Raw genomic sequence first — 13964 nt, 5'->3', positions numbered from 1 at the left:
TGGTTAATCAACAGGCGTGATTATTCTTATAAGTAAAGCCAATGATTTCACCTTTTACAAACTCGATTGGTTCACCACCGGATTTGCGTTCTATTCTTAATGAAATGCTCATTGAAATAATCTCCTCTGTTAATTTAATCTAGCTTTGTAGGAAATATTTGTGAAAAGATAATTTCCAAATATTAATATATACGAAAAATATTAAAAAGTAAACATATTTTCAACGTGGTAAAGGACGACAATTGAGTTTCGTAACCTCGGAAAATTATATGAAGAAGCTAAATCGAAATATAATCCAGCTAACACGGACCTGTTAGAAACGATAACAGCTCTGCCGACCAATTAAGGTTAGCAGAGCTTTTTTATTCAACAGTTCCTTTCACAATTAAACCCAACACGCTTTAGTGATTATAACCAACAGAATAAAGAGCACTAAAATTGCCGCTGTAGAAGTCCCCACACCGCAAACAGCTGGACCTGCACATCCACTCATAGCTTAAGCCCTCCTTTATTTGTTATCACCTTAATATATGTATAAGTACACTCTCTGACCGGGCATACAGGCAAACATAAAAACACCCCACCAGCTTAGCCACAGTGGTATTATCCCCTTCAAGTAGACACTTAAAAAAACCTTCATGTTATCATGGGGGTTCAAGTGAAGCTTGGAGGGGATATTTTTATGGCGAAAAAGGGCAAACATTCCAGACGTATACCGAAGATTCAAATTGAATGCGGTGAGAGCGTATGTCGAAGGTACTTCAAGTTATAAGGTGATCGCTGAGCGTGAGGGGATTCGGAATTGTTCACAACTGAAGGTGTGGGTGAAAAAGTGGAAAAACGGGGAAGCGTTCGATGAGCGAAAAAGGAATGTAACGAATCCACTGAAGGGACGTCCTCGTACAGCCTTTGGCAGTGTGGAGAAAGAGCGAGACTATCTCCAAGCACAGGTGGACTATTTAAAAAAGCGGTATCCAAATCTAGTAAAGGAGAAGCGCCCAACCAACGTGAGAACTACGACATCGTAGATGAATTGCGCAGCTTACATGGCATTACACGCCGGAATACCCCGAGTTACTACAAATGGCGAGCTACACAGCTACAGCGAGACGCAAGACAAGATCAGGATCGCGAGATCAAAGAACACATGATGGCTATTCATTTTACAAACCCAGAGTTTGGTTATCCTCGCATGACAACAGCGTTGTGTGAGGCAGGTCTGAACGTCAATCACAAGAAAGTATGGCGAATCATGCGGGAGCTATCGATCCAATCGGTGATTCGCAGGAAGAGAAAGAAGTCCAACTATACACCTTCTGTCATCTATCCGAATCGCCTGAAACGCAAATTCCATGCCACAGCTCCCCAGCAAAAAATGGTGACGGATATTACCTATATTACGGATGGAACCACATTTGTTTACCTGTCCGTGATTCAAGACCTGTTTAACAATGAGATTGTAGCTTGGCAGTTGTCCAAACGGAATGATGTTCAACTCGTATTGGATACGGTGGAACAGTGGACACAAAAAAGAGACGTTTCGGAAGCCGTGCTCCACTCGGATCAGGGCTTCCAATATACGTCTCAGGCGTACAACACACGATTAGAAGCATTCGGCGTGAAAGGCAGCCACTCTCGCAAAGCAACCTGCCTGGATAACGCATGCATCGAATCCTTCTTTTTGCATCTCAAGACCGAGAAGCTGTACCTTAACCCGTGTAATTCAGAAGCAGAGATTCGACAAGCAGTGGAAGATTACATGTACGATTACAACTACCGCCGCTTTCAAGCCAGACTCAAACAACGCGCACCGATTGAATATCGATGCGCGCTGGCAGCATAGCTTTTTTTCATCTGTCTACTTGACAGGGGTATGACCAGATGTAACAAGTTTTTTTAACATATATATTCTATAGAAGTGATAGGTTAAGGCTATAAGGTGGAATAAGGACACAAGATTACTCCTCATCATATGAAACTAGGCATTTAGTTCTAGGATAAATATTTAATAAGTATTTCCCAGCGGACAGCTTTACTTTACTTCTGCTTGTGTTTTAAGGTGACAACACTAAGTACAAATCACAATAGAAACATATGTTCCGTTCAATACATTTGCAGATAGAAAAATATTCCTAGGTCTGATAGACTACTTATAAAATGAGCATTTGCAAATTCATGAAATACCAGAAAGAGGAGATTATTATGAAGCGCCTTCTTGTCCTATTATTCATTTGTGTGGTCTATTTTGGAACGATTCCAACAATTCATGCGAATCCGTCGAATTATCGTATTTTTTTGGATGGAAAGATTGTGACACTTCAATCTGCCCCTCGCATTGAAAGTAACACACTTATGGTTCCGGTTGTCCCGTTGTTAAAAAAATTAGGCTATACAGCTGCTGTAGATCCCGATATTCCTGATCGTGTAAAAATAACAAATTCCAATAATTCGATTACCTTTGTAGTGGGTGATAAAAATATGTATATCAACGGAAAAGAAATTCGTATGCCTGTTAGCTCTAAATCATACAATGGAGTAACTTACCTTCCTCTGCGCGCCATTTCGCAGGCGCTTGGGAGACCGTTTGGCAGTAACGCAACAGAACAGTACGCATGGATTGGAGTTGCACCAAATAAAAACCAAAATACCCCTCCAGAATTGCAAGGGAAAGATTTTAGAAATGCTGTATGGGGTATGACAGTTCAGCAAATTAAAAGGTCTGAAACACTGCCCCTCATTAATGCTGTCACTGAATTGGATGATTATGGTATGAGTAATATGTACTATACTTATTTGGACTACAAAGGTGAATACAACGGGTACAAAGCAGTTTACACTTATATCCTATCCGGGAAGAATAAAAACAGCACTAAACTGATTGACGGACAGATTTTATTTCCTGAAAAATTTAGTAACATGCAAAACTATATAGATCGTTTCTTTAAAATTAGTTCTAAAATGCAATTGGCATACGGTACGCCAGTTGAAAGGGAGCGACCACGAGGAAGAGATCAGAGTAAATGGGCCGAAGACCTGTCTTTAGGTAATCTCTCTTTAACCGATTACTACAATGTCGGTCGAAATTCTTATTATATCCGATTGTACAAAAGTATGAATTCTGAATATCCTCAATTGGATATTTTGGTGTCTCAAAGATAATATTAGACTTTTTTCTGAGAATCAGCACGACAGTATAAATAATTTTATCGAGTGCTTCGAAGATCACTATAGAACTGACTAAACAAAAAGCAATGTAAGACATGAAGAACGTGTTGGAACGCATGGATTATAAAATCGCAAGTTATGAACAGACAATATTTGAAAAAGAAAAAACACTAAATAGACCACAAGATTAGTTTTGTGAATGACAATGGGGGAATCATACCACAAGTCAGCTCTGTCTGTAGTAGTAATAATACTGGCGTCTGGTTCAGTAAAGAAACTTGTGCCTATAGTAAGGATTAGGATCATCGAGTTGGGTAATTATTTATACAAAGGAGTGAAAAATCAATGATTAGTAAAGTCGGTCAAATTATGTTGTATGTCAATAACCAAGATGAGTCACTGGATTTTTGGACAGAAAAAGTAGGATTTAATGTAATTTCTGAAGAAAATAATGGTCAAGGAATGAGATGGATTGAAATTGCTCCTGAAAAGGGTGCAGAAACAAGTATCATTCTCCATAATAAGGAATTCGTTGCTAAAATGTCACCTGAATTAAATCTCGGTACACCTTCTTTAATGTTTTTTTCCGAAAATCTCGATCAATTACATGGCGACTTATCCAATAAAAATGTCAAAGTCGGAGAAATTGTAAATATGCCTTCCGGCAGAGTATTTAACTTTGCAGACAATGAAGAAAATTACTTTGCTGTAATGGAAAAAAAGTAAATTACGATAAAAGAGTAAAAGCCCTCCGTTTAAGAGGGCTTTTTCATATATGCTGGCCGCAAACTAAAGTCATTCGATTGACCTCACTAACCGCCAATCTGGTCCACCCCAACCTCTTCTATGTAAAATTATGGCTTAGTGTAATGAATTTCACATCTTTCCGGGTCAACCTGTTCTACCATAGAAGAGTGATACGCCGTGCTGGGCAGACCACTTTGGGCGGGACGGGGGCGTTCTGCTGCAAATCAGCTACACAGGCTGTCTGGCATGTGCGGCAAGCACGCTTTTATTTTGATTCGAAGCGGAGTGTTCAGATGTTGAATACCGAATGGGAATACCGTGAGCGCATCAGGAAGCTGGCCGTATGCATTGTCAAGCATTATCGAGGAAAAGGACCAGAAAACGTCAAGGTTTCACTGGATTCGCCACTCCGGATTACGGTAGAAATTCGAGGAACATTATCCAACCTGTCCGAAATTCTCGTTCATGAAGGGGCCGAGGACAAGGTCAGGGAATATTGGAACGTCCTTCGTCCTTATCTGGAAAAAGAATTTATGAGTGAAGCTGAAAAAACACTTGGCAGTCCCTTCACTTACACTTGGGAAGTCTGCCCCTCCGTCCATGGGGACGGACATATTATCATTACTCTTGAATTACAACACATACACCGGTTGGATTAGCGGGAAGGAGCTTGTTTCCTCGCCCGCGGATAAGCCAGTACAGGATGCAGCGTAAAGCGGCATTTTTGTATTGGCTTTTTTTCATGTTACGAGCTTCATCTAATTCATATAAAAAGAGGTGCTGCACACATGGCAGACAAGGTATTGACCGTATGTCCCTACTGCGGAAGCGGATGTCAGCTTCATTTGCTAGTAGACAAAGGACAGGTAATTGGCGCAGAGCCGGCTGGTGGTCGTACAAACGAAGGAACACTGTGTCTGAAAGGACATTATGGATGGGATTTTCTGAATGACCCGCAAATTCTAACCGCACGCTTGCGCAAGCCCCTGATTCGAAAAAATGGAGTCATGGAGGAAGTGGAGTGGGAAGAAGCCATTCAGTATACCGCTGAACGCCTATTAGCCATCAAGGAAAAATACGGACCCGATTCCATTATGGGAACAGGCTCCGCACGCGGTCCGGGGAACGAAGCCAACTATGTCATGCAAAAGTTCATGCGGGCGGTCATTGGCACGAACAATATTGATCATTGCGCTCGTGTATGCCATGGCCCTTCTGTGGCTGGTTTGACATACTCACTCGGGGACGGGGCCATGTCCAACTCCATTCCAGAAATTGAACACTCTGATCTTATTTTCGTGTTTGGGTATAATGCACCCGAAACACATCCAATCGTCGCAAGACGCATTGTAGCTGCCAAGCAAAGAGGTGCCAAAATTATTGTATGTGATCCGCGCATGACTGAAACTGGACGCATTTCAGATATGTGGCTACCTCTAAAAGGCGGTTCGAACATGGCTTTGGTGAATGCTTTTGGTCATGTGCTTGTACATGAAGGACTGTACGACAAACGATATGTGGAAGCAAACACAGAAGGCTTTGCCGAATACGTAGACAGCATTCAAAAATATACGCCCGAATATGCGGAAGGCATTACGGGAGTCAAGACGGCTGACATTCGAGCAGCTATGAGGGAATATGCAAAGGCCCCTACCGCTACAATTCTGTATGGAATGGGCGTATGTCAATTTTCACAGGCCGTTGACGTGGTAAAGGGACTCGCTTCTCTTGCACTGTTGACCGGAAATCTGGGCAAGCCGAATGTGGGGATTGGGCCTGTACGGGGGCAAAACAATGTCCAGGGCTCCTGCGACATGGGCGCATTGCCGAATGTATATCCTGGTTATCAGGAAGTAACGGATAGCACGGTTCGCAAAAAGTTTGAAAAAGCATACGGTGTTGAGCTGCCGCGTAAAAAAGGATATTCCCTTACGGAGGTGCCACACCTCATCCTGAAGGAGAACAAGCTGAAAGCTTATTATATTTTCGGCGAGGACCCTGTGCAAAGTGATCCGAACGCCGCGGAATTACGTGAAGCGCTAGACCAATTGGAATTTGTCGTGGTGCAGGATATTTTCATGAATAAAACGGCGCTGCACGCCGATATCATCCTCCCTTCCACCTCTTGGGGCGAGCATGATGGTGTGTATTCCTCGGCAGACCGCGGCTTTCAGCGCATTCGCAAAGCGGTCGAGCCACAAGGTGACGTTAAGCCGGACTGGGCCATTATTAGCGAAGTCGCTACCGCCATGGGCTACCCTATGTCCTATGCAAACACAGAGGAAATTTGGGATGAAATGCGCAGCCTCTGCCCGTTATTCGCTGGTGCCAGCTACCAAAAAATGGAGGATCAAGGCGGCGTGCAATGGCCCTGCCCTACAGAGGATCATCCTGGTACACCGTATTTGTACAAAGGGAATCAATTTTCTACACCTAGTGGCAAAGGCCGATTATTCGCCTGCGAATGGCGTCCGCCACAAGAACAGCCGGATGAGAAATTCCCGCTTGTCTTATCTACAGTTCGTGAGGTAGGCCATTACTCCGTGCGTACCATGACCGGTAACTGCCGTGCGCTGCGCCAACTGTCTGATGAGCCTGGCTTTATTCAGATTAGCCCGGAAGACGGAGCAGATCTGAACATTCTCGATGGCGAAATTGTTGCCATATCCTCCCGTCGTGGACGCATTATGGCACGGGCGCAGATTAGTGACCGTGTGCAGCAAGGCGCGACCTATATGACCTATCACTGGTGGGTTGGAGCATGTAACGAGCTGACCGCTGATTTTCTCGATCCGGTATCTAAGACCCCGGAATTAAAATACTGCGCCATTCGGCTGGAACGGATCGCCGACCAAGCACAGGCCGAGCGTGATGTACATGAATCGTACCAACGGATTCGCAGACAAATGAACGTTCAGGAAGCTGTTTTGGCGGATAAGGTGACGAGATGAGCGGGGCACGAAACGAGATGAGCCGTCCGATGAGTAGAATGGGAGTAGCCGATAGAACAAGCGCTGTCGCCTCTTCCTTTGTGGTCGCAGATGCCGGGCACTGTATCGGCTGCAAAGCCTGCGAGCTAGCCTGCTTCGCCGTTCACAGTCAGACTAACGGCATAGGCGCTTCGGTCGGAACCGTCAGCGTGCCTGTCGTACCTAAGGTGTATGTTGTACGCGCCGGGGATACGTATGTGCCTGTGCAATGCCGGCATTGTGAGAATGCACCCTGCGCACATGCCTGTCCGGTTCAGGCCATTCGACAGGAGAACGGTGTGGTCATGATTGACGAGGAGCTGTGCATCGGCTGTACCTCCTGTGTTTTGGCCTGTCCCTTCGGGGCCATTGAGGTATCTGCCGTCTACCGGGAAGGACGTGTGATGACGCAGCCCGGCTTGACTGATCGTGCCGCTCACAAGGCTCTCCCCCGTACCGCCGCAGGCAAATGCGACCTGTGCGCAGACACAAACGGAGGACAGCCTGCTTGTGTAGAAGCCTGTCCAAACGATGTACTACGGCTGGCTATAGTCGAGTCCGATCCGCTTCCCGAGCGTCGGCGGGAAGTCTTCTTCCCTCGCCTGTAAGGCCAAAATCAGCCGCAGAAAGGTAGAAAAAAGATGTCCATAACAACTAACAATGCCTCTTCGGCTCCTTGTATGGAAACGACAGATTACACCAACCCCATTATTCACATTGATCCCAGTATGTGTACCGGGTGCAGACGTTGTGCAGGGGTTTGTCCGGTAGATGCCATAGAAGGACAGCCCGGAGAGTCGCAAACCGTGAATGCAGACCGCTGCGTGATCTGTGGCCAATGTGTACAAATATGCAGCGTATACGCATCCGATTGGGCAGATTCGTCCCCGCAGGAAGCCGCCAACAGACGACAGGAGCGCTTGCGTGAGCGCGATATGCCTGCTGACATCGGAGAACCGCTATTCGCTGCCTATTATAGCGGTAGCCTGAATAAGGTAACCGACATGATGACGAAACCGGGACAGTTTCGGATCGTCCAATGTGCTCCAGCCATTCGCGTTTCAATCGCGGAGGAATTTGGTATGCCATTTGGCACGCTCACTCCAGGAAAAATGGCTGCGGCCCTGCGCCGTCTTGGCTTTGATCGGGTATATGACACCAACTTTGGAGCTGATGTCACCATTATGGAGGAAGGCACCGAGCTGATTCGTCGTGTAACCGAAGGTGGGCCGCTACCAATGTTTACCTCCTGCTGTCCGGCATGGGTTCGGTTTGCCGAGATTGAATATCCCGATCTGCTAGACCATCTATCCAGCTGCAAATCACCTATGCAAATGCTAGGCTCGCTGGTCAAAACCTATGGTGCCCAACTGGACGAGGTGGAACCTGCGAACATTTATAGCGTCGCGATCATGCCTTGTACCTGCAAGCAATTCGAATGTGATCGTCCTGAAATGGAATCCGACGGGTACCGTGACGTGGATGAGGTACTGACAACGCGTGAACTGGCATACTGGATCAAGAAAAGCGGCATTGATTTTATGAATCTGCCAGATGAAGAATTCGATTCACCGCTAGGACGTTATTCAGGAGCAGGGTCCATTTTTGGTGTAACCGGAGGCGTGATGGAAGCCGCCATCCGTACAGGCTACGAGCTGCTGACGAATGAAAAGCTACCGAAGCTCCAACTGGATTTTGTACGCGGTGAGGAAGGCATTCGAGTCGCCGAGGTTCAGGTGGGTGAGCTGCAACTCAAGGTAGCGGTCGTCGCGGGGCTGCAACATGCCTATGGGCTGCTGGATCGTGTGCAGGCAGGCGAATGTGATTATCATTTTATTGAGGTCATGGGCTGTCCTGCCGGATGTATTAGCGGAGGCGGTCAACCCAAGCTCATGCTGGAAAAACACCGGATTGAAGCTTACCGGGCACGCAAATCCTCTATTTATGGACATGATGCGGGGCTTCAGGTGCGAAAATCACATGAAAACCCTCACATTATTAAGCTGTACGATGAATTTTTAGGTGAGCCGCTTGGTCATGTATCGCATCATTTGCTGCACACGACCTTCCAAAAGCGCGGACCAGGCGACATCCCCCCTCTCCATGCAAAAAGAAGCTGCTGAGTCTTGTTCATGTTCATCCTGTGCTCATCATGTTCTGCACCAACAAATTGCATTTTTAAACCTTTTCATACTGTACCCATTGTATTTTGTCGTTAGTTAGAAAGGAGTCGAGTTGTATGAACCGCTTTGTTTTAGCTGATCCCGATCAGTGTATCGGTTGTCGTACCTGTGAAATCGCATGTGTCATCGCACATTCAGCAGGTAACCCTTTTATCTCGCCGGATGATGAGTTTCATTTTCACCCGCGTCTGAAGGTCATCAAATCCATTGGGGTCACTGCCCCTGTCCAATGCCGTCACTGTGAGGATGCACCCTGCGCCAACGCTTGTCCGAACGGCTCCATTACGAACGCGGACGGCTGTATTCTCATTAACAGCGAGAGCTGTATCGGCTGTAAAACCTGTATGATTGCCTGCCCTTACGGTGCCATTACCATGGTACCCGAATATCGGGACGGGCGGCCTGTAGTACAGGATGGACTGTACACGAATGTGTCGGGACGTTTGCAGCCCAAAGAGCGAATGATTGCCAGCAAATGTGATCTGTGTGAAGGTGTAGAGGGGGGTCCCGCCTGCATTGGAAAATGCCCAACACGTGCCCTCAAGCTGGTTGAGCCTGATCTGGTTCACGCCCGTGTTGAGGAAAAACGTGCTGCGAGCGCACGCCAGTTACTGCATATGACGCGCATTCCGGCAACGGGTCTGTGACATGACCGAAGCCTTTCCTCTGCAAAAAGATACGCGAACCGAGCGGGATGCGCTAGGGGAAATGGAGATTCCAGCCAATGCCTGCTACGGCATTCATACCGCACGTGCGATGAACAACTTTACAGTCAGCGGCAGACCTGTAAATCAAAAGCTGATTCACGCGCTAGTACTGGTGAAGAAAGCAGCCGCTCAGGTGAACTGTGAGCAAAATCGGCTCCCTCCCCACCGGGCGGCTGCAATGATAGACGCCTGCGATGAATTGCTCGCCGGACGGCATCTGGATATGTTCACAGTCGATGCCCTGCAAGGCGGTGCAGGCACCAGCACCAACATGAACGTCAACGAGGTCATTGCTAATTTGGCGATTATGCGGCTTGGTGGAAAACCCGGACAGTATGAGCTGGTACATCCTCTGGATGATGTGAACTGCTGTCAGTCCACGAACGATGTTTATCCGACAGCATTACGAATTGCGGCCATTCGACTGCTTCGTCCTTTATGTGACGCGATGGCTTCGTTACAAGAGTCTTTACAGCACAAAGAAACGGAATATGCCGATCTGCTCAAGCTAGGTCGCACACAGCTAATGGATGCCCTGCCCATGATGGCCGGGCAAGGCTTTGGTGCTTACGCAAAAGCCGTGGCACGTGACCGCTGGCGGCTCTACAAAGCCGAGGAACGGCTGCGGGAAATCCCTATCGGCGGTACAGCGATTGGTACAGGCATGAATGCGCCTCGTGCTTACAGCTATCGGATGGTAGAGAAGCTGGCGGACGAGACTGGCTTTGGGCTATGCCGAAGTGACCACCCGATGGACCCGATTCAGAATATGGATGTCTTTGTGGAGGTATCTGGTCTGCTCAAAGCCGCTGCTGTGAACCTGTTCAAAATATCAGGCGATTTTCGCCTGCTGGCCTCCGGTCCTCTCGGCGGTATTGGCGAGTTCACTCTACCTCCAGTTCAGGCCGGATCATCCATTATGCCTGGCAAGGTTAATCCGGTGATGGCTGAACTGGCCGGACTAACGGCGTTGCGCGTGATAGCCGAAGATGCAGCGATTACTATGGCGGCTGCCTCCGGGCAGCTAGAGCTAAACGCATTCCTGCCGCTGATTGCCGAATCACTGCTGGAATCGCTACACATTCTGGACGGCGCCGTTCGGCTGTTCGATGAACGGTGTGTACGCGGTTTGATCGTATGCGAGGACCGCTGTTCAGCTAATCTCCGTAACTCCGCTGTGATGGCTTCTACGCTGGTCGCGGAGCTTGGCCATGATGAAGCTGCCTCCATTGCCTCAGCAGCCATTACGCAGGGCCGCACACCGGAGGATATTGCCGAAGAACGCGGTCTGCTGACACGCTCGCGCATGGAGCAATTGTGCCATCCCTATACAGTAACCAAGCCCGGTATTCCGGGGCAGGAAGAAGGAATTCACGATGGGAATGAATGATACCCCCCGTAGCAACCGACCGCACATCACCCTGCTCGGTCGCCGCAACGCTGGCAAATCCAGCATTCTGAACACCCTGACCGGCCAGCCCGCCGCCGTGGTATCTCCCGTAGGAGGAACGACCACGGACCCGGTTTTCAAGCCGATGGAGCTGCTCCCTGTCGGCCCCATTGTTCTGGTGGATACCGCCGGACTGGACGATGAGGGTGAGATCGGAGCACTGCGTCGCAACAAAACGCTGGAAATATTAAACAGCACGGATCTGGCACTGCTAATCCTCGATGCTACTGTTGGGGTTAGCGCATTCGAACATGAATTACTCGAAAAGCTGCGTGCCAAGAAGATTCCCGTCATTGGTGTATTAAACAAGACGGACATCTTGGCAGAGACAGAGAAAATAACTGCAACGCTGGGGGCTGAACTGGATTTATCCCTGATTCCTTTCAGTGCCTCTAAACTATGGGGAGACGCGGAAGTGAAAAAGGCCATCAAGGATGCCCTTCCGCAAAACGAGGATCGTTTCCGTATCGTCGGTGACCTGCTGTCGCCCGGAGATTTTGTCGTGCTGGTCGTTCCAATCGACAAAGCTGCGCCAAAGGGCCGACTGATTCTGCCACAGCAGCAGACGATCCGCGATGCATTAGAGAGCGATGCCATCGCCATAGTGACCAAAGAGCATGAACTACGGCTGACGTTGGAGCGCCTGGGACGCAAGCCCCGCTTGGTCGTTACCGATTCACAGGCTTTTATGAAGGTAGCCGCAGATACGCCCAAGGATGTGCCCCTGACCTCCTTTTCCATCCTGTTCGCCCGTCATAAAGGTGACCTTGACGAACTCGTACGAGGTGCAAGAGCCATTGACCGTCTCAAGGATGGCGACCGCGTACTCATTGCCGAAGCCTGTACGCATCAATGTCAGTCTGACGATATCGGTCGTGTGAAAATCCCCCGTTGGCTCCGTCAAACGATAGGTAAACATCTCATCATTGAGCATGCATCCGGTTCCAGCTTTCCTGACGATCTAAGCGAATATGCGCTGGTTATTCACTGCGGGGCCTGCATGCTCAATCGACGTACCATGCTTCACCGAATGGCAGAAACGGAAGCCGCCGGGGTACCCATCGTGAACTATGGTATTTTCATTGCCTATGTTCAGGGAGTCTTCCCCCGTGCCATCGAATGCTTCCCGTCCGCTATACTGGCATGGGAGCAAGCCGTTGGTGCTGGCAGCCATTCCTGAATGAAACGGATGATTAAAGCAACATATTCCGCCTCCATACACGCAAAAGCAGCCGCGCTGACTCTCACGCGGCTGCTTTTTATTTGCCCCATTCCAAAGAGAAGATCGATATTCTAAAAATACAAATCCCGCTCGCCCGCTTCCAAGCGTTCCAGCTTATCAAGTGTCAAACGGCGTGCCGACTCACGCGGGATACGCTCCAAATTATCACGCAGGGCTTCAGCTCCCAGCTCACGCGCCTCTTCATCTCCATAATCCAATAGAAATTCCTGAAAGGTCAGCAGCGAATTCGGCTGGCATACATTGTGGATCTGCCCTGTTTTAGCAAGCTCCATGAACCGATCTCCGGTTCTTCCTTCGCGATAGCAGGCTGTGCAATAGCTTGGCATATATCCGCCACGACACAGACTTTTGATGATTTCCATCGGCGAACGATGATCCCCGACCTCGAACTGGGGTTTATCTTCCGTGTCCTGTTTTGCATAAGCCCCTACACCCGTAGCTGAACCTGCACTAATTTGTGACACACCCAGACCAATAACACGGTCTCTGTATTCCGGTTCTTCACGTGTAGACAAAATCATACCTGCATAAGGTACAGCCAGTCGGAGAACGGACACAATTTTCATAAAATCCTCGTCGTCAACCAAATACGGATAGCGCTCCAGATCCACATTTTCAGCCGGACGTAACCGTGGAACCGAAACCGTATGAGGACCACAGCCAAACACTTCCTCCAGATGCTCAGCATGCTTAAGCATAGCTATCGTCTCATAACGGAAATCGTATAAACCATACAGCACACCAATACCCACATCGTCTATCCCTGCTCGCATAGCGCGGTCCATGGCAGTCGTGTGCCAGTCATAATTCCGTTTTGGCCCTTGAAGATGATATTTGCGGTAGCTTTCGCGATGATACGTTTCCTGGAACAAAATATACGTACCAATTCCTACCTCTGCCAGCTTCCGATAGTCTTCTTCGGTTGTGGAAGCAATATTGACGTTGATTCGGCGTATGCTGCCATTGTCCACTTTAACCTCATAAATCTGACGCAGACAATCGACGATATAATCAATCGGACAATTGAGCGGATCTTCCCCCGCTTCCAGTACGAGGCGCTTATGCCCCAACTCCTGAAGCACTCTGACCTCCTCGACCAGCTCCTCTGGCGTCAAACGGCTGCGGGTAAAGCTGTCATTGGTATGCTTATAGCCGCAGTATTCGCAGTTATTGACACAGTGATTACTTACATATAGGGGCGCAAACAGCACAATCCGATTGCCGTAAATCTGCTCTTTCACCGCCCGTGAGGATCTAAACATTTCCTCCAGCAGTTCAGGATCATCCACATGTAAAAGAGCCGCCGCTTCAGTCGCACTCAACCCCCGGCAAGCTCTTCCCTTCTCCAAAATGTCTAAAATACGGTTTCGATCCGTTGCTTCCTGCTTTCCCTGCTCCACCGCTGCCATAATCTCTGCCTCATTAATGAAATCCGCCGACACTTTCTCCCGTACTTCACTCACGTAGATCCATCTCCCTTATTATGGTGAGGATTTCGCA

13 protein-coding genes are annotated in these 13964 nt (G+C 48.3%); 11 read left to right on the top strand and 2 right to left on the bottom strand.

Annotated elements, in window-relative coordinates; translation table 11 throughout:
• Positions 1–385: 385 nt before the first annotated feature.
• Positions 386–493, bottom strand: coding sequence for a YjcZ family sporulation protein (locus ACIFO6_RS19160; RefSeq protein ID WP_430042909.1), 108 nt, complete (start codon positions 491–493; stop codon positions 386–388).
• A gap of 244 nt (positions 494–737) precedes the next feature.
• Between ACIFO6_RS19160 and ACIFO6_RS19155 the strand changes: the two genes are divergently transcribed.
• The 11 genes from ACIFO6_RS19155 to hydF all read left to right on the top strand — a co-directional run bounded on the left by ACIFO6_RS19155 (position 738) and on the right by hydF (position 12401).
• Complete coding sequence (locus ACIFO6_RS19155; protein WP_430042926.1) at positions 738–1028, top strand: hypothetical protein; 291 nt, start codon at positions 738–740, stop codon at positions 1026–1028.
• A gap of 5 nt (positions 1029–1033) precedes the next feature.
• Complete coding sequence (locus ACIFO6_RS19150; RefSeq protein WP_430042906.1) at positions 1034–1843, top strand: IS3 family transposase; 810 nt, start codon at positions 1034–1036, stop codon at positions 1841–1843.
• A 359-nt stretch (positions 1844–2202) separates the two neighbouring features.
• Positions 2203–3159, top strand: coding sequence for a copper amine oxidase N-terminal domain-containing protein (locus ACIFO6_RS19145; protein WP_430042904.1), 957 nt, complete (start codon positions 2203–2205; stop codon positions 3157–3159).
• A 351-nt stretch (positions 3160–3510) separates the two neighbouring features.
• The gene (locus tag ACIFO6_RS19140; RefSeq protein WP_430042903.1) at positions 3511–3891 is read left to right on the top strand and encodes a VOC family protein; all 381 of its coding nucleotides are present in this window, start codon (positions 3511–3513) and stop codon (positions 3889–3891) included.
• 143 nt (positions 3892–4034) lie between these two features.
• Positions 4035–4571: a hypothetical protein gene (locus tag ACIFO6_RS19135; protein WP_430042902.1), complete on the top strand. Its 537-nt coding sequence runs from the start codon at positions 4035–4037 to the stop codon at positions 4569–4571.
• A gap of 129 nt (positions 4572–4700) precedes the next feature.
• A complete protein-coding gene (gene fdhF / locus ACIFO6_RS19130; protein ID WP_430042900.1) occupies positions 4701–6863 on the top strand; it encodes a formate dehydrogenase subunit alpha in 2163 nt (720 codons plus the stop codon).
• A 29-nt stretch (positions 6864–6892) separates the two neighbouring features.
• Complete coding sequence (locus ACIFO6_RS19125; protein WP_430042898.1) at positions 6893–7489, top strand: 4Fe-4S dicluster domain-containing protein; 597 nt, start codon at positions 6893–6895, stop codon at positions 7487–7489.
• Between the two features lie 33 nt (positions 7490–7522).
• Positions 7523–9004: a [FeFe] hydrogenase, group A gene (locus ACIFO6_RS19120; RefSeq protein ID WP_430042895.1), complete on the top strand. Its 1482-nt coding sequence runs from the start codon at positions 7523–7525 to the stop codon at positions 9002–9004.
• 116 nt (positions 9005–9120) lie between these two features.
• Entirely contained in the window at positions 9121–9711 is a 591-nt protein-coding gene (locus ACIFO6_RS19115; protein ID WP_430042892.1) for a 4Fe-4S dicluster domain-containing protein, read from the top strand.
• A gap of 1 nt (position 9712) precedes the next feature.
• Entirely contained in the window at positions 9713–11161 is a 1449-nt protein-coding gene (locus tag ACIFO6_RS19110; RefSeq protein WP_430042889.1) for an aspartate ammonia-lyase, read from the top strand.
• Positions 11148–12401, top strand: a complete 1254-nt coding sequence (gene hydF / locus ACIFO6_RS19105) for a [FeFe] hydrogenase H-cluster maturation GTPase HydF (RefSeq protein ID WP_430042887.1) — start codon at positions 11148–11150, stop codon at positions 12399–12401. Before ACIFO6_RS19110 ends, hydF begins: the two co-directional genes overlap by 14 nt.
• 113 nt (positions 12402–12514) lie before the next feature.
• Here hydF and hydG read toward each other — a convergent pair whose 3' ends face one another.
• Positions 12515–13927, bottom strand: coding sequence for a [FeFe] hydrogenase H-cluster radical SAM maturase HydG (gene hydG, locus ACIFO6_RS19100; protein ID WP_430042885.1), 1413 nt, complete (start codon positions 13925–13927; stop codon positions 12515–12517).
• Between the last annotated feature and the right edge of the window lie 37 nt (positions 13928–13964).

Source organism: Paenibacillus sp. NRS-1781 (assembly GCF_050467745.1).
GTDB classification, from domain to species: Bacteria; Bacillota; Bacilli; order Paenibacillales; family Paenibacillaceae; genus Paenibacillus; species Paenibacillus terrae_A.
The sequence above is the reverse complement of the archived record's forward strand: the minus strand, read 5'-3'. Positions and strand labels throughout refer to the sequence as shown.